Genomic DNA, 21,504 nt, shown 5'->3' with positions numbered 1-21,504 from the left:
TCGAGCTTCATTGCACCTTACTTCTGCATCAGGCTGAGCAACACCAACACCAGCAAACCAACATAAACCCGCGCATGCACCCGATCCGGTATCCGCCCAATCCACGGCGTGGCCAACCGAATCCCCATCAGCGACCCAACCGTCAGCACCACAAACGCCAGCACATCCACATAACCCACAAACCACGTCCCCAGATCAAACTCGGAAAATCCCGCCATCGCCATGTAAGTCAGCGTCCCGGCCAACGCCACAGACAAGCTCAACGGATTAGCCATGGACGTCGCCTGAGACATGCTCAGCCCACAACGCCGAAGCAACGGCACGGTCATGACGCTACCGCCCACACCAAGAAACGTGGCGATAGCACCAATTCCCACACCGCCGCCAGATACTTCTGCCCTATCCAACATCCGTGGGATGACAGCGTCAGACTGCGTAAGAAAACCGCGTCTGAACAAACAATCCAGAATGGTCACGCCCAGGTAAACGATGAAGGCGAACCGGATCAGCTCACCACTCGCCCACATCGCGGCAACGGCTCCGACAATCGCGCCGAGGCCGATGAACCCACCCAACGGCCACAGATAATGACGAATGAGATGACCGGCGTGGTGATGCTTTCTGGTGGCGATCAGGGCATTGACGATCATCACGCAGGTCGAGGTAGCCACGGCGATGTGCATCGCCGATTGGCTGATGGGGTCGTCGGTGCCGTGGCTGGTGGTGAGCATGCGGTACAGCAAGGGCACGACGACGAAGCCGCCGCCGAAGCCGAACAGCACCGCGGTAACGCCGGTCATGCAGCCGAAGAGTGCCAGCAAGAGGTAGAAGAACATCGCGCATCGTCCGTAGGTTGAGAGTGGTCGACGATAGAGCGACGGGGCTTGGCCTGCTTCAGCAAGTCAGCCAATAATGTTTGCGTTTACGCCAACCCTTGGGTGCCGCTCGATGCGCAATGTTTCGATTGATCTGCTGGACGACACGCCACGACCGGTGGTGGCCATCGGCACGGATTACTCCGACGGTCATCGGTTGCCGCGCCATACCCACCGACGGGCGCAGTTGTTGTACGGCGCCACCGGGGTGATGCAGGTGAGTACGCACGACGGCAATTGGGTGGTGCCGCCGCAACGTGCGGTATGGATTCCGCCGGGGGTGGCGCATGAGGTGTTGATGCTGGGGGTGAGTACCCGCAGCGTGTATATCGAACCGGGGGCGGTTGATCTGGGAAACCGCTGCCAGGTGATCAGCGTTTCGCCGTTGATGCGGCATTTGCTGATGGAGGCGGTGGAGGTTGCGCTGGAGTACGACGAGACCGGGCGTGACGGTGCTCTGATCGACTTGTTGCTGCATGAGCTGGCTCGTAGCACTCATTTGCCGTTGCACATTCCGTTGCCCATGGATTCGCGTCTGCTCGGGTTGTGTCAGACGTTTCTCCAGCAACCGAACGCTCATCAATCGCCACAACAATGGGCCGATCAGTTGCATATCAGCCTGCGTACTTTCAATCGCCTGTTCCGCCAACAAACCGGGCTGAGTTTCAGCCAATGGCGACAGCGGGCCTGTGTGGTGCTGGCCTTGGCGCGGCTGGCAGTGGGCACGCCGGTGACGCGGATTGCCCTGGATTTTGGCTACGACAGCCCGGCTGCATTTTCGACCATGTTTCGTCGTGTGCTGGGGCAGGCCCCGTCCGTTTGGTTGGAGGGGGCGAATGACCACTAAAGCTTATCGCGCGCCTGTAGGAGCGAGGCTTGCCCGCGAAGAATGCACCGCGGCTTTTCAGGTATTACGCGTCATCGTTCTTCGCGGGCAAGCCTCGCTCCTACAGGTTCTGCACTAGGCGCGTGATTGTCTTGACTGCCTTGTTCTGACAGCAACTCAAAACTCTGCTCCTTCACATCCTGGGAATTCAGGCCGATTTGCACCCGGAACTCGCCAGGCTCGGCGGTGTATTCCAATTGGGCGTTGAAGAACTTCAAGTCGTTCTCATCAATGCTGAAGTGGACTGCTTTCTCCTCGCCGGCCTTGAGCATGATTTTTTGAAAGTTTTTCAGTTCTTTGACCGGACGGGCGACGGAGCCAACGACATCGCGGATATACAGCTGAACCACTGTTTCGCCGTCACGCTGGCCGGTATTTTTCACCATGACGCTGGCGACGAGGTTGTCGGTCTTGTTCAGTGTGGTCGAAGACAGGGACATGTCGGTCAGGCTGAAATCGGTATAGCTCAGCCCATAGCCGAAGGGGTAAAGCGGCCCATGGGATTGATCGAAATATTGCGACGTGTAGTTGCGAAGCGCACCCGGCAGGTACGGGCGGCCGGTGTTCAGATGGCTGTAGTAATTGGGGATCTGCCCCACGGAACGTGGAAAGGTGATGGGTAATTTGCCGGACGGGTTGTAGTCACCGAACAATACATCGGCAATGGCGTTGCCTCCCTCGGAGCCGCTGTACCAGGTCTCCAGGATCGCATCGGCCTGTTTCTGCTCTTTGCCGATGGAAAGCGGCCGGCCGTTCATCAATACCAGTACCAGCGGCTTGCCGGTAGCTTTCAGGGCGGTGATCAATTCACTCTGGCGCCCAGGCAGATCGAGGCTGGTTCGACTGGCCGCTTCATGGGACATGCTACGGGGCTCGCCCACCACGGCAATCACAACATCGGCTTGCTGTGCAGCCTTGACGGCTTCGTCAATCATCTCTGCTGCCGGGCGAGGGTCGTTGGCGATTTCGGACACTCCCTGGTACTCCAGGTATTTAACAACCTCCTGATCCTCCTCGAGATTGGCTCCTCGGGCATAGATCAGCGAGCCCTGCTTCATCGCGCTTTTCAGCCCGTCGTAGATCGTCACCGATTGCGCGGGCACACCGCTTGCCGACCAACTGCCCATGATGTCTACGGCACTTTTTGCCAACGGGCCGATGAGCGCAATCGTGCCTTCCTTTTTCAGCGGCAAGAGCCCGTTTTCATTCTTCAATAACACCAGTGTCTTGCGTGCCACTTCACGGGCCTGCGCTCTGTGCAGACGATTTTCGGCGTTGTTATCAGCAGCACTTTCACTGGCAGCGCCGAGGCGCCGGTAAGGGTCTTCGAACAGCCCCATGTCGTACTTGGCACCCAGGACTTCCCGCACCGCGTTATCAATATCGTTCTGGGAAACAGCGCCAGACTCAAGCAGCCCCGGTAACTCCGGGCCATAGGAGGAGTCGTTCATGCTCATATCAATGCCGGCCCTGATGGCGAGCCTGGCCGCTTCGCGAGGATCCCTCGCAACACCATGCTGAACCAGATCGGTTACCCCGTTATGGTCGCTGATGACCAGTCCCTTGAAGCCCCACGCTTTGCGAAGCAGGTCTTGCATCAACCATGTATTGGCCGCTGCCGGCACACCATTTATCGAGTTAAGCGCCGCCATGACGGCTCCAGCGCCACCCTCGATCGCCGAACGATAAGGTGGCAGATAGTCCTGGTACATCCGGGCCAGGCCCATGTCGACGCCGTTGTAGTCGCGCCCCCCCTCGACAGCCCCATACAACGCAAAGTGTTTGGCGCTGGACATGATGCTGTCGGCGGCGTTCAGGTTTTGGCCCTGGTAGGCCTGGACCATCACTCTGGCAATCCGCGAAACCAGATAGGTGTCTTCACCGAAGCCTTCGGACGTTCGCCCCCAGCGAGGATCACGGGCGACATCGATCATCGGTGCAAAGGTCATATCGATACCGTCCGCACTGGCTTCTTTCGCCGCCGTTCGACCGGCCAACTCGATGGCGTCCATATCCCAGCTGGAGGCCAAGGCCAGGCCGATGGGAAAAATGGTTCGATGACCGTGTATCACGTCCCAACCGAAAAACATCGGTATTTTCAGGCGGCTCTGTTGAGCTGCATCCTGCATGGGGCGGTTTACGTAACGGCTTACAGAGCCATACGTCCCTCCGATGCGCCCGGCAGTAATCTCCTGGCGAATCCTTTCGGGAGTCATGTTTTCATCGATAGCGATCAGCCGCAGTTGGCCGATTTTTTCGTCGAGGGTCATCTGATTGATGAGGTTGGTGACAAAGGCATCTTTGTTTGGCGATGCCGTATTGGCCAGGACAGGCAGAGTTGTAAAGCTGATCAGGGCACATAGCAGACGTAGTCTTTTCATGATTCCCTTCCCCGCATAACGCTGTGGCGCACTGCTTTTGAAACGCCACCTTTCCTGCATTGAAGATCAGAAAGCTGACGTTCAATCATTTGGAGCGTTCAGGAAACCGCCTAGAGATAGCGTAGTCGGTCCAACGCCCCTGTCTGAGCGAAAAAAGAGAATCGATCAAAAAATGAGTTTGATCCGGGCGAAAAACAACTGTACAAAAACACAGTATTTTTTTGAATCGCCACGCTCGAACCCCGGAGAAAACCATGGCCTCTCTTGCAATGAAAATCACCCTGGAACGTATCGCCCTCTTCCAGTTCACCCCCGCCCACTGCGCCCAGGCCCGAGCGATGCTGGGCTGGAGTGTGGAAGAGTTGTCCGAGGAATCCGGGGTTTCCGTTGACGCCATTCAGCGATTCGAAGCTGGGCGTGATGTGCTGGATGTCACGCGACTGGCGTTGGCGTATCGGTTTGAGTCGCAAGGTCTGGTGTTCTTCCCGGGGTTTGCACCGGGCAGAGGGATGAATGTGAAAGGGGCAACGCCGGATCCGGTGGGGCGGGCAGATTATGCGATGGTTGAGTGAGGTTTCAGCAGATGCAGGCCAAAGCCGAACACGTCATGAAGATAGGCATGCTCCTCCAAACCGGTCATCTGAGTCAGGCTGAGGCTGCGCAAAGGCTCGGATTGTCTGAGGAGGAACTGAACGAGATACTCCAAGGAAGATTGCACGATTTGACCGTGGCAAAGATCTCGGAGTATCTCAACCTGCCAGTGGACGAACGCAGATAGATCGGTTGGTAAACCCGGGCCGCTTGCACGGCAAGCGGCCCGGTCGCACATCATCAAGCGTTCTGAGCCGCCACCTGATCGTTTACGCCTTCCACCCCCAACCACCACGCACTGCCACGCTGCGGATACATCACATTGAACGCCTCGCCCATCTGCGGCGTGGTGATCGACACGCTCCGCTCCCAGGCCAATGCCAGAATACGGTCGAAGGGTTCGTACCAGGCGTGCATCGACAGGTCGAAGGTGCCGTTGTGGATCGGCAGCAACCAGCGCCCTTTAAGGTCTATGTGCGCTTGCAGGGTTTGCTCGGGCTGCATGTGAACGTGAGGCCACTCGACGTTGTAGGCGCCGGTTTCCATGAGCGTCAGGTTGAACGGGCCATACTGTTCGCCAATACGTTTGAAGCCATCGAAGTAGCCGCTGTCACCGCTGAAGAAGATTCGCGTATCGCCATCGATCATCACCCACGACGCCCAAAGGGTGCTGTTGCCGTCGAACAGGCCACGACCGGAAAAGTGCTGCGAAGGTGTGGCCACGAATTGAAGGCCATCGACCTCGGTACCCTCCCACCAATCCAGTTGCCGTATTTTACTGGCATCGATGCCCCACTTGATCAGGGTGTCGCCCACGCCCAGCGGTGTGAGGAAGTATCGCGTCTTGTCCGCCAGCTTGAGGACGGCTTGATGATCGAGGTGGTCGTAGTGATCGTGGGACAGGATCACCGCTTCAATCGGCGGCAGGTCTTCGAGGCTGATGGGCGGCTGGTGGAAACGCTTGGGGCCGGCCCATTGCACCGGCGAGGCGCGTTCGGCGAAGACCGGGTCGGTGATCCAGAATTTGTCTCGCAACTTCAGCAAAACCGTGGAATGGCCGAGGCGATAGGCGCTGTGGTTGGGCGCGGCGATCAACGCTGCCTGGGTCAGGGTTTGCACCGGAACAGGGGCCGACGGCCGGGTGTCGCGCGGTTTATGGAAAATGAGGTTCCACAGGATGCGCAAGGTTTTGCGAAAGCCTTCGCGCTGCACCGACGCATGGTTTCGGTACTGCCCTTGAGCCTGTCGAGACGCTACAGGCGTTGAGGCGTTATTCGCTGGGGAAGTTGAAGTGGCCATGACTGAATGACTCCAGAAAAACCGCACAATTCACGATTTTCCGCTTGGGAGGATAAATGGCCAAAGCACGCACGCATCAGCCGGAGATTCTTTTTCACTGGACAGGATTAACAAAACATTACACTGCACAGTGTAGTTTCTAGGTTGCATCAAAGCCGATCACAAGTAAACTGCCAAGTGTAATTCTCCATCTCTCTCTGCCGAAGCGTACTTATGACAGCTCCACAGCGCCTCACCGACCGAAAACGCGAAGCCATCATCCAGGCAGCGATTGCCGAATTCCGTACCCACGGTTTCGACATCACCAGCATGGACAAGATCGCCGCCACCGCCGGCGTGTCGAAGCGCACTGTGTACAACCATTTCCCGAGCAAGGAAGAATTGTTCGCCGAGATCCTCAATCAGTTATGGGCACGGGTGACGGCCGAACAGGAAACGGCCTACCGCCCTGACCTGCCCCTGCGCGATCAGTTGCGGCTGATATTGCTGGCGAAGCTGCAGATACTGGCCGATGACAATTTTCTCGACCTGGCACGGGTGGCGATCGCCGCCGCCATTCATTCTCCCGAGCGTGCGCAAAACATAATCGCCCGCATGGGTGAGCGTGAAGAAAGCCTGACCGTGTGGATTCGCGCCGCCCAGACCGATGGCCGTTTGAAACCGGTCGCGCCTGAGTTTGCCGCGCAACAGATGCAGGGATTGCTCAAGGCCTTTGCGTTCTGGCCACAGATCTCCATGGGTCAACCGGGCCTGTCGCCCGAGACGCAGCACACCGTGATGGAGTCGGCGCTGGACATGTTCCTGGCGTGTTATGAGTTCTGAATCGCGCTGCAAAAAATGACAATGTCCGCCGTTCTATCGCTGACCGGTTGCTCTGAAAAAGAACACGGCAATGTGTTTCAGAATGAAACTGGCGCCGGAGCTATAGTGAGCCTCAGTCCCTGCAGCCTTCAGAGAGCATCATGAGCACTCCAACCAGCGAAATCGAAACCGAACCCACCGGCCCCATCGATCACCTGCGCTTCCATCGCGCTCACGCTCACCTCGCACCGACTTTCGGAACCGACCGCTTTGCCCTGCGCGCCGAGGCCTTTGCGCGGTTCTTCGGCACACCGACTTTTCTCGGCGCCCAGACCCTGATTGTGATGGTCTGGATTGGCCTGAACCTGTCCGGCGTAACCCAATTCGATGTGTACCCATTCATCCTGCTCAACCTGGCGTTCAGCCTGCAAGCGGCCTACGCCGCACCGCTGATTCTGCTGGCCCAGACGCGTCAGGCGGCGCGGGACAAAGCCCAGTCAGACGCCGATGCGCGCCATCGCGAAGCCTTGGCCATCGCTAACAGTGAACGTCAGGCCCAGGCCGCGCGAAACACCGCGCAGCTGAAGGAGCTGCTGGAGCAAAACACCCGGCTCACCGAAATCACCAAGACCCTGACCGAGCGCATCGAAAGCCTGACCTCGGAAATGCACCAACACTTCATCGGCAAGGAACCACCGAAGGCTTGATCCGACTCAAGGCAACTTCAGCGTCCGCCCCAATTCATCGAACAACGCCACCACCGAACGCAACGCACGACAGTCCTGGCGGGTCAGTAGCCACAGTGCAGTGTCGTAACCGTGCAAAGGCTCGGTCAACGGTTGCAGTTCGTCACCGATGAGGAAGTCCGGCAATGCCGCGACGCCCAACCCCGCCCGCACCAACTCGGTCACCGACAACATGCTGTTGCAGCGATAACCGGGTGTCACGCCAGGTAACTGCTGACGCCGCCACGCGACGGTGGGGTGATCAGGCAGGAAGTCGTCCGGGGCGATCCAGGTCAATGAGGCCAGGTCGTGGGAATCGACCGATTGCAGATAAGCCGCACTGGCACAGACCCGGTAGGAAATGTCCGCCAAACGCCGGCCGACCAGATGCTCGGGCGGTGTGCGGGTCAGCCGCAAGGCGATGTCGGCATCGCGGCGGCTGAGGTTGGCGAAGTCGTTGGAAGTGCACAATTCAATGGTCAGCGCCGGATAGGACGGCATGAACCGCGTCAGCGCCGGCAACAGCAAACTTTGCAGGACTGAATCGGTGCAAGTCAGGCGCACGGTGCCGCTGATGACTTCACCCCCCTGTTCCACACCAATGCGCGCCGCCTCCAGCGCTTGTTCGGCGCGCTCAGCCTGTTCGGCCAGGGTCTGCGCCAGGGTGGTCGGCAGGTAACCGGCGCGGCTCTTTTCGAACAATTGCTGGCCCAGCGCGGCTTCCAGTCGGCGGACGGCGCGAAATACCGTCGAAACGTCGACCTTCAACAACGCCGAGGCCCGGGCCAGAGAGCCGCCGCGCACCAGGGCGAGGATCAGGGACAGGTCCGGGTAATCCAGTCGATAGTGCACCGATGCATTGATCACTTGGGATAACGCCAATATTGATTGCGTGAACGCCAATCTATAGTGAGTGCCAGGAATCAACAAGCGTCGAGATCACTCATGGAAACCAGCGCCATCCGCATCGCCCTGATCGGCGACCACGACCCACAGGTCACCGCCCACCAAGCCATCCCCATCGCCCTCGGCATGGCCGCCGAGCACACAGGCCAGAACATTCAGTTTCAATGGCTGGCCACCGACCGCATCAGCGCCGATACGCCGCTGGATAACTTCGATGGTTTCTGGTGCGTGCCCGCCAGCCCTTATCGCGATATGGACGGCGCGTTACGGGCGATCCGCTTTGCCCGGGAACAGCAGCGACCGTTCCTCGGCACATGTGGCGGCTTTCAGCACGCAGTACTGGAATTCGCCCGCAACGTTCTAGGCTGGAAAGATGCCGAGCACGGCGAGACATCGCCTGACGCGACTCGGGCGTTACTCACGCCGCTGACCTGTGCGCTGGTGGAAGCCGTCGACAGCATTCATTTGGTTGAAGGTTCGTTGATCGCCAAGGCGTACGAAAGTGTTGATATTCGCGAGGGATATCGCTGCCGTTATGGGGTGAATCCCGAGTTTGAACGGGAGCTACTGACGCAACAGTTGCACGCGGTTGGCCACGATTCGGCGGGGGATCTGCGGGCGGTGGAGCTAATGGATCATCCGTTCTTTGTCGCGACGCTGTTTCAACCGGAACGCGCCGCGCTCAAGGGGATTCTGCCACCGCTGGTCCGGGCGTTGATCGAGGCCTGTGCGAGGCAAAAACCATGATCGCCCAGACACCGGCAACACCTTACTACGCGGTGATTTTCACCTCGCTGCGCACCGAAGGCGATCACGGTTACGAACAGGCCGCCGAACGCATGGTGGAACTGGCCCGTGAGCAACCCGGCTTCCTGGGCGTGGAATCGGCCCGGGGTGCGGATGGGCTCGGGATTACAGTGTCCTATTGGGCCAGCGAAGCGGCGATCCTGGCCTGGAAGCATCATCCCGAGCACAGCGCGATTCGTGAGCGCGGGCGGTCGACCTGGTATTCGTCCTGTCATACGCGGGTGTGCAGGGTTGAGCGGGCCTACGCGTTCAATCAGTAAATACCCCGCACCAGACTCCTCACCGCCGTAATCTGCGGCACATCCCGCCGATTCATGTACACCCGCAACGGCTCGGTAATGTTGATCCGGTCATCGATGTTCTGATCCAGCAACAACTGGATCAGTTCGCGCTTGAGGGTCATGGTCTGCTCCGGTCCCGGCGCCCAGACAAACTCGCTGACAGGAATAATGCCGTCGTCGGCCACGTCCATGCCGAAGGCGTCTTCGCTGAAGCGCACGAGGTAGTGACCGGTCTTGCGATTGAGACCGACGAAGCCTTTGAGTTGGTCGGCGGCCTGGCAAATGAGCTGGGAAGTGATGCGCATGGTAAACCTCACAAAAGGTCGCAAAGGACCGGTGATCATTGGTTTACACGCAGGGCGAGCGAGCAGGTTTCCCTCTGCCGGGGAAACTTCAGGGGCCAAGAGTACTGCAAAGCACCGCACAGAAGCGCAGAAAAAAATCTCCTATAAATACGTTTATGTCGGTCTGACGATAGCGCGAGCGGCGCTCACTTGTTAAAAGATACGTCTTTGAAAACCCATCGCAAAAGGACTTCGAGCATGCCTGTCACCTTCACCAAGAGCGCCCTGCTGCTGAGTCTGTTGCTCGGCCTCGGCCAGGCACAGGCCGCCAGCGAGCCAAGCCCCACTGCCCTGGCGACCCGCCTGGGCATTCCGCACCCGGCGGTGATCGCCCACCGCGGCGCGTCGTTCGATGCACCGGAATCCACCGCCGCGGCCTACAAACTGGCCCGCGACCTGGGTGCCGACTACCTGGAACTGGACCTGCAGCGCAGCAAGGACGGCGTGCTGTTCGCCCTGCACGACAACAACCTGCAACGCACCACCGACGTCGCCAGCAAATTCCCTGAGCGCAAGGACAGCCCGGCCAACGAATTCACCATTGCCGAGCTCAAGACCCTGGATGCCGGCAGCTGGTTCAATACGGCTTACCCGGATCGTGCGCGTCCGGGCTACGCGGGCCTGAAGATCCTGACTCTGGACGAAATCATCGACATCGCCCAAGGCAATCCGCTGCACAAGCCGGGCCTGTACATCGAAACCAAAGAGCCAAAGCAGTTTCCCGGCATCGAACGCGATCTCAAGGATAAATTGCAGGACCGTGGCTGGCTGAGCCCGGCCGGTTCCAAACTGGCAAAGAGCAATCTGGCGGTTGGCCAGGGCAAAGGCAAAGTGGTGCTGCAAACCTTCGAGAAGAGCAGCCTCGAACTGCTCGAGAAGGAAATGCCGCAAGTGCCGAAAATCCTGCTGTTGTGGGTGGGCGAAGGCAGCATCGAACCGAAATCCAAAGTGACGTTCGCCGAGTCCGGTGACAAGGACAAAGCGAGCTACTACGCCAAACAGGAACCGAAAGACAAAGCCGAATTCCAGCAATGGGTCGACTATGCCAAGACTCAGGGCGCTATCGGTACCGGCCCTTCGGCCGCACTGACCAAGGGTGGCGATCAGAGCTATTCGGACCTGGTGAAACCGTGGATGAACCAGTACACCCACGATCAGGGCCTGCTGGTGCACGTCTACACCGTCGACGATGCCGTGGATTATCAGAAAGTGGCGGATGCCGGGGTCGACGGCATCTTCACCAACCGCGCCAGCGAACTGCTGAAGTTCTATAAGCGCCCGGCGGCGGCGAGCGTTGCGCAGCTGTTGCAGAACAACGGGTACTGAGTGACACAAAACACCAAGTGGACGGGCCGCCTGTGGTTAGGGCGTGATTATGGCCTGATCCACGCAGAGCTGGGGCGCACCGCGCCCCATGCCCATTACGCCCATCAAGTGATCCTGGCCCCTGATCGACCGGTCACCGTCAGTCTCGACGGTGTGAACCAGACGGCCCATCGCCTGTTCATCCCCTCTCAAATCCGCCACTGCATTGTCGATTCACCGGATGCGGTGTTCACGGTCTATGCCGAGCCCTTGATGTTCGACGCACAGGCATTGCACAACGCCGTGTTCGACGCCGCCCTGTCCCTGGAAAGCCTCGACCACGCGGTTCGCCATTGCCCGCGCCGATCCCTTGGCGATCCTCGGATCGAACGCGCCTTGTCCGCCCTCGACAGATGGCTGACGACCAAGGTGCCAGGCAGCGCATTGGCCGCAGAGGCGCACCTGTCCTTGAGTCAATTGCAACGACTGTTCGCCAGCCAGCTCGGCCTGCCCGTGCGCAGGTTGGTGTTGTGGCGGCGATTGCGACTGGCGATGGTGCTGATTCTGGCCGGCAGCCCCGTGACCGATGCGGCGCACGAGGCCGGGTTTGCCGATTCTGCGCACTTCTCCCGGAGCCTGAAAAAGCTCTTCGGCGTGACCGCTCGCCAAGCGTTGCACCACATCGATCTGCGTCTACTGGCTTGATTCAACGCCGCAACGGCTCAGGCACCACGGGTTCTTTGCTCAACGACACCGGCCCGAACGGATCCAACAGTTGCGCCATATAGTCCCGAGGGAAGTCTGGGCGGCTGCCAATGCCCAGGTCGCCCTGACGGATTTCATAAGCCGTTGTGTAAAAACCGGTCCCCAACAGCCAGTCCCACAGGTTGAAGAACAAGGCGAAATTCACGTCGCCCGCCCGTCCATATTTCATGTGATGAAAGCGATGCACCGGCGCCCAGGCGAACACCCAACGCAAGTGCCCCAGCTGCATATCGACATTGGAATGTTGCAGCAGCAACTGGATGGCGATGGCGAATGCCAGCAGCGCCGCCACGTCTGACGGGATGCCCAGCATCAACAACGGCAACAGCCCCGTCGAGGCTTCAATGGCTTGATGCAACGGATGTTTCATCAAGCCATTAAAGCTGTACAGCCGTTGGACGCTGTGATGCACCGCATGCAGCCGCCACAACCATCGCACGCGGTGGCTGGCGTAGTGCATCAGGCTGAAGCCGGCGTCGGCAATGAACATCGCCAGCGCCAGTTGCAGCCACAGCGGCCAACCCCTTGGCCATGCACCGTCGAACGACAACAGCGCCACCAAACCCGGTAATGCCAGCAGACCCACGGCATTCAACGCCTCGTTCACCAGCGCATGCAGGATGTCTCGCCGGCGATCACCGGCCGAAAGGTTCCAGCAGGCTTCATAGGGCAACGCCCATTCGGCGGCGAACGCCACCGCCAATGCCGTGAGAAACAGCGGCAACAGCCATAGCGTCGACACTCCCACCAGCCACAACCCTGCCCCAATGAATCCCCCCCAGAACAGCGGCGCGTACAACCCGGCAACGATGAGTTTCATGTTCACCTCCATTGATCGAAGGTTCAGCATGGAAGCTGGCGACGGCAGGCACTTGAACAAACGACGCAATCGAAGTGGCGTTTTAAGGGTGAGTTAAGTTGCGGCGATTAATCTGAACTCACTTAAACAGCTCACCCTCTTAAAGCAATCCCCCAAGGAATGAACCGATGAAAACCTTAACTGCCCTGTTCACCGCTGCTGCCCTGACCCTCACCGCTGGCCTGGCCCTGGCTGACGTTCGCGTCGATCAGATCCCCGAGTTGGTCAAAAGCGGCAAGATCAAACCCCTGGAAGACATGAACCAGGCCGCCCTGAAGTTGCACCCGGGCGCCACGATTACCGACACCGACCTGGATAACCACTTCAACGGTTACGAGTATGAAGTCGAACTGCGCATGGCAGACGGCACCGAGTGGGACGTGGACTTCGATGCCACCACCGGCAAGGTTCTGAGCGACAAACAAGACAAGTGATTCAACTGCAAAAAGCCGCACGATCGTCGGGTCGTGCGGCTTTTTTGCATCCCGCGTCAGGCTAATCGCTGAAGTGACCAACGAAATCGCGCAAGCCCGCTAGAATCCCTCAAAACCATTCGGCATGTTGATGTAGAGAACGACGGATATGGGGCAAACAGCGGCAGCAGACATCGCCACAATTGGCCGGATCAGCGCGGTACCGGCGATGCTTCAGGTGATCTGTGAGTTGACCGGCTTGCGGTTCGCGGCGGTGGCCCGTGTCAGCGAAAACACCTGGACTGCCTGCGCGGTACTCGATCGACTGGATTTCGGTTGGCAGGTGGGCGATGAACTGGATCAGGTCTGCACGCTGAGCCACGAAATTCGCCAGGGCCAGCAGTCGGTGGTCATCGACAAGGCCAGTGAAGACCCGCTCTACCGTGACCACCACACACCCCGCACCTATCCATTCGAAAGCTACATTGGCGTGCCAATCGTGCGCACCGACGGACGCTTTTTCGGCACCCTTTGCGCCCTCGATTCCCATCCGGCGTCGCTCAAGTCCAGCACGATCCAGAGCACCATGGAGTCGTTCGCCCGGATGCTGGCGCTGCAGATCGACGCCGAAGAAAACCTGCAACGGACCGAAGCAGCGCTGAACAAGGAACGCAAAACCACCGAACTGCGCGAACAGTTCATTGCCGTGCTCGGCCATGACTTGCGCAACCCCTTGTTCGCCATCAGCGCCGGCGCCGAAATGCTCCTGCGCAAACTCAATGACCCGGCGAATGAACAACGGGCCCGGTACATCCTCACCAGCGCCCGACGCGCGACCAAACTGATCGACGATGTGCTGGACTTCGCGCGGGGTTCACTGGGCCGAGGCATCCCGGTAAACATCAAACCGTGCCCGGACCTGGCGGACGCGTTGCAGCACGTGATTACCGAGATCCGGAGCATTCACCCCAAACGTATCATTGAGTCGTCGATTGGCGACCTGAGCGACGTTCATTGCGATCGCGAACGGGTCGCGCAGTTACTGTCCAATCTGCTGGCGAACGCCGTTGTCCACGGAGACCCCGATGGCCCGGTCGAAGTCAGTGCGCAGGTCAAGGACGGGCACTTCGTGTTGAATGTGAAAAGCCAGGGGCTGATTGCCGAAGATGCGCTGCCGCACCTGTTCCAGCCCTACTCGCGACCGGTCGGCGGAGCACCGCAGACCGGCCTCGGGTTGGGGTTGTACATTGCCAATCAGATTGCGCAGTCACATGGTGGGAAGCTGGACGTAAAGTCAGAACCCTCACTGGGCACCGACTTCACATTCACACTTGCATTGAAGTAAAAAACACTCACTGCGTATTGGATGCCTCAGCAGGGGCTGAAGAAAAAGACGATTTGCTATCAAACACTACAGCCGTCATGTGAAAAGTCGGTGATTGGGATTTCGTCCCATCCAGATGCACAATTTCATACATAGCTACTGCGCCAGCAGACGTTTTAGCCAATGCCTCCTTGTCCAATTGGGTATGTATTGGGAAGAAATCACCAGGCCTATATTGGTGAGTGGCGACCCGTACGTCTCCTACCCATACGTTGATGACCTCACCTTCGACAGCAGTATCTCGCTGCGGAATAATAACTTTCGGAGACAACGGACTGGATTTGTCACTGTACACCGTCAACGTCTGACCACCGACAACTACCATGGGTTGCAGTTCTTCTTTCATGACTAACTCCTTGTGATAGGGCTGGCGTAGTTCAGTCACACCAGAGCGGCTATCAGACGTCACGATAAAAAACCTGTCTACTGTCAGAAATAACAGGTACCGCTGAAATCGGGTGCCTTGATCGCAAGTACCCGATCAACGGCACACCGACCTTAACAAGATGTACAACTGCGATGCTTAGGGATCAAGCGGTGGTGCTGACCACCGAACCCGACGTACTCCCCCCTCCTCCTGCAACAACGCCGCCGTCACCGTCTGCATCGCAGCCGACGTACACAACCCACTTCGCTAGGCGCTCAACCGCGCCGTCACTTCATTCAATTGCCCCGACAACCCATGCAGATTGTGACTGGCCGCTTCGGTGCGCTGCACGTTGTCCAGGTTGGTACTGGCGATGCTGGTGATTTCGGTGAGGTTGCGCGAGATGTCTTCGGCCACCGAAGTCTGCTCCTCGGCGGCGGTGGCGATCTGGCGGTTCATGTCGCGAATGGCTTCCACGGCATGGGTGATCCGCTCGAGCATGGCGCCGGCCTGGGTTACTTGCTCGACGCTTTGCTCGCTGCGCGACTGGCCGCTTTCGATGGCCTGGGCCGCGTCCACCGCACCGGTTTGCACGGTTTGAATGATCTGGTTGATCTCGATGATCGACGCCGCCGTGCGCTGGGCCAAGCTGCGCACTTCATCGGCGACCACCGCAAAACCGCGCCCGGCTTCACCGGCACGTGCTGCTTCGATTGCGGCGTTGAGCGCCAGCAGGTTGGTTTGTTCGGCGATGCCGCGAATCACTTCCAGCACTTTGCCGATGCGCCCGCTGTCTTCTTCCAGGCGACGGATGACCGTGGCGGTGTTGGCGATTTCGCCACGCATTTGGGTGATGGTGTGAATGGTGCCCTGCATGACTTTCTCGCCCTGTTGGGCGGACTGATCGGCATCGTCGGCCGCACGTGCCGCTTCGGCGGCGTGGCGCGCGACTTCTTGCGCGGTGGCGGACATTTCGTTCATCGCCGTGGCCACCTGATCGGTGCGGTTGAATTGCTCGTTGGTGCCGCTGGCCATGAGGCCGGCAATCGAATTCAGCTCACCGCTGGCACTGTCCAGGTCGGACGCACTGCGCTGCAAACGGTTGAAGGTTTCGGCGAGGAAATCGCGCAAGGTGTTGGCGGCCGTGGCCAGGTTGCCCAACTCATCCTGACGGGTGCTGGCCACGCGGTCGGCGAACCGGCCCTGGCTGAGTTGCGCTACGTAGTCGATCAGTTTGCGGATCGGTTCCACCAGATTGCGGTTGACCAGCCACAGACTCAACAGGCCAATCAGTAGACCCGACACCAACATCACCACGGTCCCCAGCAACACGGTGCGCTCGGCACTGGCGCTGATCAGCTTCGATTGCTCGCTGCCCTGCTTGCGCAACTCGCTGACCAGTTCGCTCATCTGCTCGCTGGCGGCACGGTCCATCCCCTTGACCGCGTTGTCGCCGGCCGTTGGGTCGGCACCGGACGCCACGTAGGCATCTCGGCCTTTCTGATACGCAGCGCCCAGCAGGCGATGCTCTTCACGCAGGCGTTCGATGCGAATTTTCAGTTGCGGTTCGATGCCCTTCTGCCCGGCCAGGTCACCGAGGATGCCCTGCACGTCGCGTTGGCGTTCCTCGAATTGCTTCCAGTATTTGTCCAGGTTCGCAGGCTCCTTGCCGCGCAACAGAACGTTCTTCCACTCCTGCACCTGCACCTTGAATTGCAGGTTGGCTTCATCGATCAACTGTGAGGTGTGCAACGGACCTTCGATCAGGTTCGCGTAGCTCTGAACGCCATTGGACAGAAAGTGAAAGCAGGCCAAAGCGATCAACAACATCGCCAACAGGCTGCCGCTCAACAGGGCGAGAATTTGTGCTCGCAGGGACTTTTGCAAAAACATCGAGGGATATCTCATGGCAGGGATGAAACACGCCTTACAGGCGTGCAAGGTGTCTGGACATCCCTGTCAGCGACGCTGGTTCACGACCAGAATCGAAAGATCGACATCAGCCTCATCGGCGGGCCAGAGCCTTTCTTTAGCCCCTCCCGACCACCGGTAGCAGGCGGATCTGCGGCGTTATCCAACCGTCACAAAACCTTCAAAAAACGTTGCGTATGATGGGGCTTAAGTGAACCTGTGAAACCCGTGACAGGCGCCTCCTCGCAGCGAGACTTCATGAACCACAGCATTGACCAACGCCATCGCGATTCCGATCTGTTCGGCCTGCTTTACGGTTTCAGTTTTCGCCCCGGCGAGCGCGGCCGAGAGATCGATTCGGCCAGGGCGTTGCACTGCCTGCAACAACCGGACGACGGTGACGAGTTTCTCTGGCTGCACCTGAACCTGGCCCATGCCGCGTGCGAGCGCGTTTCGCAAGCGACGCGATTATTAAACAGATCTCGGCGCTCGTTCCCACGCACCGCGTGGGAATGCATCCTTTGACTCGGCTGGAAACGCATCGTGGTGACGGTCGGCGAAAAAATCGGCGCTTCCGCAGTCAGCCGACCACAGCGCACATCCATGATCACTCCAACGCCCGTAACCGCCCCTCGATAAACCGCCGCTCCGGTACTTGCTGCGTCAATTCCAGCGCCCGCTCATACGCCGCCCGCGCCTCTTGCACCCTTCCCAACTGCCGGTAAAACTCCGCCCGCGCCGAATGTGCCAGGTGGTAATCCTGCAACTCGCCTCGCGCCAGAATCCCTTCGATCAACGTCAGCCCGGCCTGCGGGCCATCGCGTTTGGCCAGCGCCGCTGCGCGATTCAGCTCGATCACCGGCGACGGCACGGCCCGCAGCAGCACGTCATACAGACCGACAATCTGCGGCCAGTCTGTCTCCTGCGCCGTGGGCGCTTCGGCATGCACCGCGGCAATCGCCGCTTGCAGGCAATAAGGCCCGAAGCGCCGCGTCGTCAGCGCCCGCTCTACCAGTGCGCAGCCTTCGGCCATCAACTCGGCGTCCCACAACGAGCGATCCTGTTCATCCAACACAATCAGCTCGCCGCTCGATGAAGTCCTGGCCGGGCGCCGGGACTCATGCAACAGCATCAGCGCCAGCAGCCCCATCACCTCCGGTTCAGGCAACAATTCCATCAACAACCGGCCGAGGCGAATCGCTTCGCGCGTCAGGTCTTCGCGGGTCAGTTCGCTGCCGACAGATGCCGAGTACCCTTCGTTGAACACCAGGTAAATCACCCGCAACACACTGTCGAGCCGCTCGGGCAGTTCCGTCAGGGTCGGCACCTGATAAGGGATTTTCGCGTCACGGATCTTGGCCTTGGCCCGCACGATGCGCTGGGCAATGGTGGCCGGCGCCGAGAGAAAGGCCCGGGCGATTTCTTCGGTGGTCAGGTCGCAGACTTCGCGCAAGGTCAACGGCACTTGAGCGTCCGCCGCCAGTGCCGGGTGACAACAGGTGAAGATCAGGCGCAGGCGATCGTCTTCCACGTCTTCGTCACTCCAGTCGGCCTGTTCCAGCGCCTCCAGTTGAGCGATCAACATCGGCCGGGACGCATTAAAACGCGCACGCCGGCGCAACACATCAATGGCCTTGAAACGCCCGGTGGACACCAGCCAGGTGCGCGGATTGGCTGGCACACCGTCACGCTGCCAACGCTCGACCGCGACGAAGAACGCCTCGTGCAGCGCCTCTTCGGCGAGGTCGAAATCGCCGAGCAAGCGGATCAGCGTCGCCAGGATTCGCCGCGAATCTTCGCGGTAAACCTGCTCGACCTGCGCCCGTACCGCTTCGCCAGGCATCAGTCCTGGATGCCTTCAGCGGGCCTTCGTTGCACGGGTTGCGGACTCATGAAAGAACTCCTGTCGGGATTGTTGTTCAGGGATTCAACTGGCGAACGGGCCGCACCTCGACACAGCCAACCCGGGCCGCCGGAATGTTACCGGCGACCTGGAGGGCTTCATTGAGGTCCTTGGCGTCAATCAGGTAGAAGCCGGCCAACTGCTCCTTGGTTTCAGCGAACGGGCCGTCGGTGATCGACATTTTTCCGTTGCGCATGCGCACGGTGGTCGCGGTCTGCACCGACTCCAGCGCCTCGGCGGCGATCATCCGGCCGCTGCCCTGGATCGACTCGGCATAGGCCATGCACTCGGCGTCGTTGGGGCTTTCGGGTAACGAGTGCAACTCGTGCTCGTTGCTGTAGACCAGGCATAAATACTTCATGGGACTCTCCATTTCAGTCGGCTTTGCCGTGACCGAACTGATCAACTATGGCTGTCGATTGGCGCTTTGGCGCTGCTTTCCGATAAACAGCCCGACGAATCAGCCTGACGATCAGGGTTGCAGATTGAACAGGGTCGCGCCGCTGGTCATGTCGAACGGAGCCGACCAGTGTTCGTGGACGATCTGCCAGAGCCCCGCTTCCTGCCGATAGCACGCAGTGACGCGCATCCAGCAAGCCTGGGTTTCACCCTTTTCATTGGTGCCGCCGCAATGCGCCAGCCAATGAGCGAAAGCGATCTCCTGCGATGGCACGATGTCGATCTCGTGAAACTCGAAAATATGCGGGCCGGGGCACATCTCCATGCATTCCTGCCAATGCGCACGGTAGGCCGCTTTACCCTTGAATTGCAGGGCCTTGACGGCATCGAAGGAGACGATGTCGTCGGCGTACAGGGCCATGACCTTTTCCACGTCCTTGGCGATGACCGCCTGGCGGTAGTTCTCGATCAAGTTATGGATTTGTGTATGAGCGTTCATGAGGGTTCTCCGTGTTTTTTGTTGAAGACACCTTTAGTCGCTTGGCAAAAAGCCAAATCGACAACCGAAATAAAAATAATCCATGAACACAAACTCGCTAGAATCCGAGGCTCATTTGTGTTGGAAAAAGGACACTCCAGTGACAGCCCGACTCGTGCCTTACGAAAGCCTGAACGCCCTGCAGCGCCAACAGGTCGAGGCCATCGAAATCCACGCCGAACAAATCAGATTCTCCGGTGACATCCACGGTGCGTTGCACACCTTGCTGTCCAAACCGGGCCCTGGCGTCAAAGGCTTTGCCCTGCTGGTCGAAGATGTCCCGGTGGCCTTCCTGCTGCTCAAGCGCCCGCCGGTGCTGCCGGCCTGGGCCGACGAACACAGCGCCACCCTGCACGCCCTGCAAGTCGATCGCCGCGCCCAGGGCAAAGGTTATGGCAAAGCCTGCCTGCAAGCCCTGCCCGAGGTTGCGCGCCAGGCCTGGCCGGAGATCAAAGGGCTGGAGTTGTCGGTGGATGCAGACAATGAGTCGGCCATCGCGTTGTATGCCAAATATGGTTTTGTCGACAGCGGCGAAGCGTACAAAGGCCGGATCGGTTACGAACGGCGGATGGGGCTGGTTTTCTGATTCATGGAGGGATGACCGTTTTTTTGGAGGACGATGGCAATGGACAACATCTCAAGGGTCCAGGCAATCATTTCGGGCGACCCCGACCGCTGGCGCCTGCTTCAACTTGTTCACTCCCTGAACTTACCGGATTGCTGGATCGGTGCCGGGTTTGTCAGGAATGCCGTTTGGGATCACTTGCATAACCGGGTTCCGTCCCCGGTCTCGACCGATATTGACGTCATCTGGTTTGACACCGATCGCTGCACCCCCACGGATGACCGACAGTTGGAAGAAGCTTTGCGGGACCTGGATCGAACTGTCAAATGGTCGGTAAAAAACCAAGCCAGGATGCATGTTCAAAACGGCGACCAGCCCTACACGTCCTCGACGGATGCGATGAGATATTGGCCGGAAACAGCAACGGCGGTCGCTGTCAGACTTGTGCAGAGCGATGTTTGTCAGGTTGCCGCGCCATTGGGACTAGATGATCTTTTTCGTTTGGTCATCAGGCCTACTGCAAGATTTGTTTCAGATAAGCACATGATTTTTCAAAAGCGCTTCAGATCCAAAGACTGGCTGACAACCTGGCCGCTGCTCAGGCAGGAGAGTGGGAACGATCAGTGACGGCTTACAGGTCCAGAATCATCTCATGCCACGCCATCCCGCCATGGTCGGACGCCGAAGGCTTGATGTAAGCAAAACCAAACCCGGCATACAGCGGGATATGCCGCTCTTTGCACATCAAGTGGATGCTGGCCTTGTTCAGTGCGCGCATGCGCTGGATGAATTCACCCATCAAGCGTTTCGCCAGGCCTTGCCCTTGATAGTCCGGATGCACCACCACCGACATGATCACCACATGCGGGCCGGCCGGGTCGTGGCCGATCAGTTCCTTGAACGCCTCGTCCGACATTTGCACCTCAAACGCCGCACCGGAATTGATGAAACCGGCTACGACGCCATCGACTTCGGCGACGATGAAGCCCGCGGGCCAGGTGGCGATGCGGGTGGCGATTTTCTCGCGGGTGGCGGCTTCGTCGCCTTCGTAGGCAACGGTTTCGATGGCGTAGCAACGGTCCAGGTCAGCGGGAATGACGTGGCGGATGACGGTGTTCATGGCAGCTCGGAATCAGCGGGGGAAAGGCTGGGATCATAAATTAATCAGGTGTTCATATCGATCAGAAAGGCGGACCGCC

General features: G+C 59.1%; 25 protein-coding genes and 1 pseudogene. 14 read left to right on the top strand and 12 right to left on the bottom strand.

Going from position 1 to position 21,504, the window contains the following annotated elements:
- Window positions 1-17: 17 nt before the first annotated feature.
- Window positions 18-836 carry a sulfite exporter TauE/SafE family protein gene (locus HCU66_RS20195; protein WP_205890210.1) on the bottom strand — a complete coding sequence of 273 codons (819 nt, stop codon included), beginning with the start codon at window positions 834-836 and terminating at the stop codon, window positions 18-20.
- Window positions 837-948: 112 nt separating this feature from the next.
- Between HCU66_RS20195 and HCU66_RS20190 the strand changes: the two genes are divergently transcribed.
- Entirely contained in the window at window positions 949-1,722 is a 774-nt protein-coding gene (locus HCU66_RS20190) for an AraC family transcriptional regulator (protein WP_205890209.1), read from the top strand.
- A 71-nt stretch (window positions 1,723-1,793) separates the two neighbouring features.
- Here HCU66_RS20190 and bglX read toward each other — a convergent pair whose 3' ends face one another.
- Entirely contained in the window at window positions 1,794-4,142 is a 2,349-nt protein-coding gene (bglX, locus tag HCU66_RS20185; protein ID WP_205890207.1) for a beta-glucosidase BglX, read from the bottom strand.
- Between the two features lie 254 nt (window positions 4,143-4,396).
- Here bglX and HCU66_RS20180 point away from each other — a divergent pair, with 254 nt between their 5' ends.
- Both HCU66_RS20180 and HCU66_RS20175 read left to right on the top strand, forming a co-directional pair.
- Complete coding sequence (locus HCU66_RS20180) at window positions 4,397-4,714, top strand: helix-turn-helix domain-containing protein (protein WP_205890206.1); 318 nt, start codon at window positions 4,397-4,399, stop codon at window positions 4,712-4,714.
- An 11-nt stretch (window positions 4,715-4,725) separates the two neighbouring features.
- Window positions 4,726-4,920: an XRE family transcriptional regulator gene (locus HCU66_RS20175; RefSeq protein WP_205890204.1), complete on the top strand. Its 195-nt coding sequence runs from the start codon at window positions 4,726-4,728 to the stop codon at window positions 4,918-4,920.
- A gap of 53 nt (window positions 4,921-4,973) precedes the next feature.
- Here HCU66_RS20175 and HCU66_RS20170 read toward each other — a convergent pair whose 3' ends face one another.
- A complete protein-coding gene (locus tag HCU66_RS20170; protein WP_205890202.1) occupies window positions 4,974-6,032 on the bottom strand; it encodes an MBL fold metallo-hydrolase in 1,059 nt (352 codons plus the stop codon).
- Between the two features lie 213 nt (window positions 6,033-6,245).
- Here HCU66_RS20170 and HCU66_RS20165 point away from each other — a divergent pair, with 213 nt between their 5' ends.
- Window positions 6,246-6,854, top strand: coding sequence for a TetR/AcrR family transcriptional regulator (locus HCU66_RS20165; RefSeq protein WP_205890200.1), 609 nt, complete (start codon window positions 6,246-6,248; stop codon window positions 6,852-6,854).
- 140 nt (window positions 6,855-6,994) lie between these two features.
- Window positions 6,995-7,540, top strand: coding sequence for a DUF1003 domain-containing protein (locus HCU66_RS20160; protein WP_205890198.1), 546 nt, complete (start codon window positions 6,995-6,997; stop codon window positions 7,538-7,540).
- A gap of 6 nt (window positions 7,541-7,546) precedes the next feature.
- Here HCU66_RS20160 and HCU66_RS20155 read toward each other — a convergent pair whose 3' ends face one another.
- On the bottom strand, window positions 7,547-8,488 hold the full coding sequence (locus tag HCU66_RS20155; RefSeq protein WP_205890196.1) for a LysR family transcriptional regulator: 942 nt from the start codon (window positions 8,486-8,488) through the stop codon (window positions 7,547-7,549).
- A gap of 15 nt (window positions 8,489-8,503) precedes the next feature.
- Here HCU66_RS20155 and HCU66_RS20150 point away from each other — a divergent pair, with 15 nt between their 5' ends.
- Both HCU66_RS20150 and HCU66_RS20145 read left to right on the top strand, forming a co-directional pair.
- A complete protein-coding gene (locus tag HCU66_RS20150) occupies window positions 8,504-9,211 on the top strand; it encodes a CTP synthase C-terminal region-related (seleno)protein (RefSeq protein WP_205890194.1) in 708 nt (235 codons plus the stop codon).
- Window positions 9,208-9,531, top strand: a complete 324-nt coding sequence (locus HCU66_RS20145) for an antibiotic biosynthesis monooxygenase family protein (protein WP_205890192.1) — start codon at window positions 9,208-9,210, stop codon at window positions 9,529-9,531. Before HCU66_RS20150 ends, HCU66_RS20145 begins: the two co-directional genes overlap by 4 nt.
- Here HCU66_RS20145 and HCU66_RS20140 read toward each other — a convergent pair.
- Window positions 9,525-9,857, bottom strand: coding sequence for a DUF2025 family protein (locus HCU66_RS20140; RefSeq protein WP_205890190.1), 333 nt, complete (start codon window positions 9,855-9,857; stop codon window positions 9,525-9,527). The two genes, HCU66_RS20145 and HCU66_RS20140, sit on opposite strands and share 7 nt — an antisense overlap.
- A gap of 237 nt (window positions 9,858-10,094) precedes the next feature.
- Here HCU66_RS20140 and HCU66_RS20135 point away from each other — a divergent pair, with 237 nt between their 5' ends.
- Window positions 10,095-11,222, top strand: coding sequence for a glycerophosphodiester phosphodiesterase (locus HCU66_RS20135; protein WP_205890188.1), 1,128 nt, complete (start codon window positions 10,095-10,097; stop codon window positions 11,220-11,222).
- Window positions 11,223-11,906, top strand: a complete 684-nt coding sequence (locus tag HCU66_RS20130; protein WP_205890186.1) for a helix-turn-helix domain-containing protein — start codon at window positions 11,223-11,225, stop codon at window positions 11,904-11,906.
- Window position 11,907: 1 nt separating this feature from the next.
- Here HCU66_RS20130 and HCU66_RS20125 read toward each other — a convergent pair whose 3' ends face one another.
- A complete protein-coding gene (locus tag HCU66_RS20125) occupies window positions 11,908-12,786 on the bottom strand; it encodes a sterol desaturase family protein (protein ID WP_205890184.1) in 879 nt (292 codons plus the stop codon).
- Between the two features lie 167 nt (window positions 12,787-12,953).
- Here HCU66_RS20125 and HCU66_RS20120 point away from each other — a divergent pair, with 167 nt between their 5' ends.
- Complete coding sequence (locus tag HCU66_RS20120) at window positions 12,954-13,259, top strand: PepSY domain-containing protein (protein WP_205890182.1); 306 nt, start codon at window positions 12,954-12,956, stop codon at window positions 13,257-13,259.
- Window positions 13,260-13,407: 148 nt separating this feature from the next.
- Complete coding sequence (locus HCU66_RS20115) at window positions 13,408-14,583, top strand: GAF domain-containing sensor histidine kinase (protein ID WP_205890180.1); 1,176 nt, start codon at window positions 13,408-13,410, stop codon at window positions 14,581-14,583.
- A gap of 7 nt (window positions 14,584-14,590) precedes the next feature.
- Here HCU66_RS20115 and HCU66_RS20110 read toward each other — a convergent pair whose 3' ends face one another.
- Both HCU66_RS20110 and HCU66_RS20105 read right to left on the bottom strand, forming a co-directional pair.
- Window positions 14,591-14,968, bottom strand: a complete 378-nt coding sequence (locus HCU66_RS20110; protein WP_205890178.1) for a hypothetical protein — start codon at window positions 14,966-14,968, stop codon at window positions 14,591-14,593.
- A 288-nt stretch (window positions 14,969-15,256) separates the two neighbouring features.
- Window positions 15,257-16,882 carry a methyl-accepting chemotaxis protein gene (locus HCU66_RS20105; protein ID WP_205890176.1) on the bottom strand — a complete coding sequence of 542 codons (1,626 nt, stop codon included), beginning with the start codon at window positions 16,880-16,882 and terminating at the stop codon, window positions 15,257-15,259.
- A 276-nt stretch (window positions 16,883-17,158) separates the two neighbouring features.
- Between HCU66_RS20105 and HCU66_RS20100 the strand changes: the two are divergent.
- Window positions 17,159-17,350: pseudogene (locus HCU66_RS20100) on the top strand (magnesium transporter CorA); the annotation flags it as partial.
- Between the two features lie 157 nt (window positions 17,351-17,507).
- On the opposite strand, the gene HCU66_RS20095 reads toward HCU66_RS20100, so the two are convergent.
- From HCU66_RS20095 to HCU66_RS20085, 3 genes are all read right to left on the bottom strand, one after another.
- Window positions 17,508-18,743 carry an RNA polymerase sigma factor gene (locus HCU66_RS20095; protein WP_205890174.1) on the bottom strand — a complete coding sequence of 412 codons (1,236 nt, stop codon included), beginning with the start codon at window positions 18,741-18,743 and terminating at the stop codon, window positions 17,508-17,510.
- Between the two features lie 76 nt (window positions 18,744-18,819).
- Window positions 18,820-19,164, bottom strand: coding sequence for a YciI family protein (locus HCU66_RS20090; protein ID WP_064616415.1), 345 nt, complete (start codon window positions 19,162-19,164; stop codon window positions 18,820-18,822).
- Between the two features lie 111 nt (window positions 19,165-19,275).
- The gene (locus tag HCU66_RS20085) at window positions 19,276-19,701 is read right to left on the bottom strand and encodes a YybH family protein (RefSeq protein WP_205890172.1); all 426 of its coding nucleotides are present in this window, start codon (window positions 19,699-19,701) and stop codon (window positions 19,276-19,278) included.
- A 139-nt stretch (window positions 19,702-19,840) separates the two neighbouring features.
- Between HCU66_RS20085 and HCU66_RS20080 the strand changes: the two genes are divergently transcribed.
- The gene (locus tag HCU66_RS20080; RefSeq protein WP_205890170.1) at window positions 19,841-20,326 is read left to right on the top strand and encodes a GNAT family N-acetyltransferase; all 486 of its coding nucleotides are present in this window, start codon (window positions 19,841-19,843) and stop codon (window positions 20,324-20,326) included.
- A 39-nt stretch (window positions 20,327-20,365) separates the two neighbouring features.
- On the top strand, window positions 20,366-20,932 hold the full coding sequence (locus HCU66_RS20075; protein ID WP_205890168.1) for a nucleotidyltransferase family protein: 567 nt from the start codon (window positions 20,366-20,368) through the stop codon (window positions 20,930-20,932).
- A 4-nt stretch (window positions 20,933-20,936) separates the two neighbouring features.
- Here the strand turns inward: HCU66_RS20075 and HCU66_RS20070 are convergent, their stop codons facing one another.
- On the bottom strand, window positions 20,937-21,425 hold the full coding sequence (locus tag HCU66_RS20070) for a GNAT family N-acetyltransferase (RefSeq protein WP_205890167.1): 489 nt from the start codon (window positions 21,423-21,425) through the stop codon (window positions 20,937-20,939).
- Window positions 21,426-21,504: the final 79 nt, after the last annotated feature.

The organism is Pseudomonas frederiksbergensis, assembly GCF_017114915.1.
Lineage (GTDB): Bacteria > Pseudomonadota > Gammaproteobacteria > Pseudomonadales > Pseudomonadaceae > Aquipseudomonas > Aquipseudomonas frederiksbergensis_I.
Note: the sequence above shows the minus strand (reverse complement) of the source record. Positions and strands in the feature narration are given on the sequence as shown.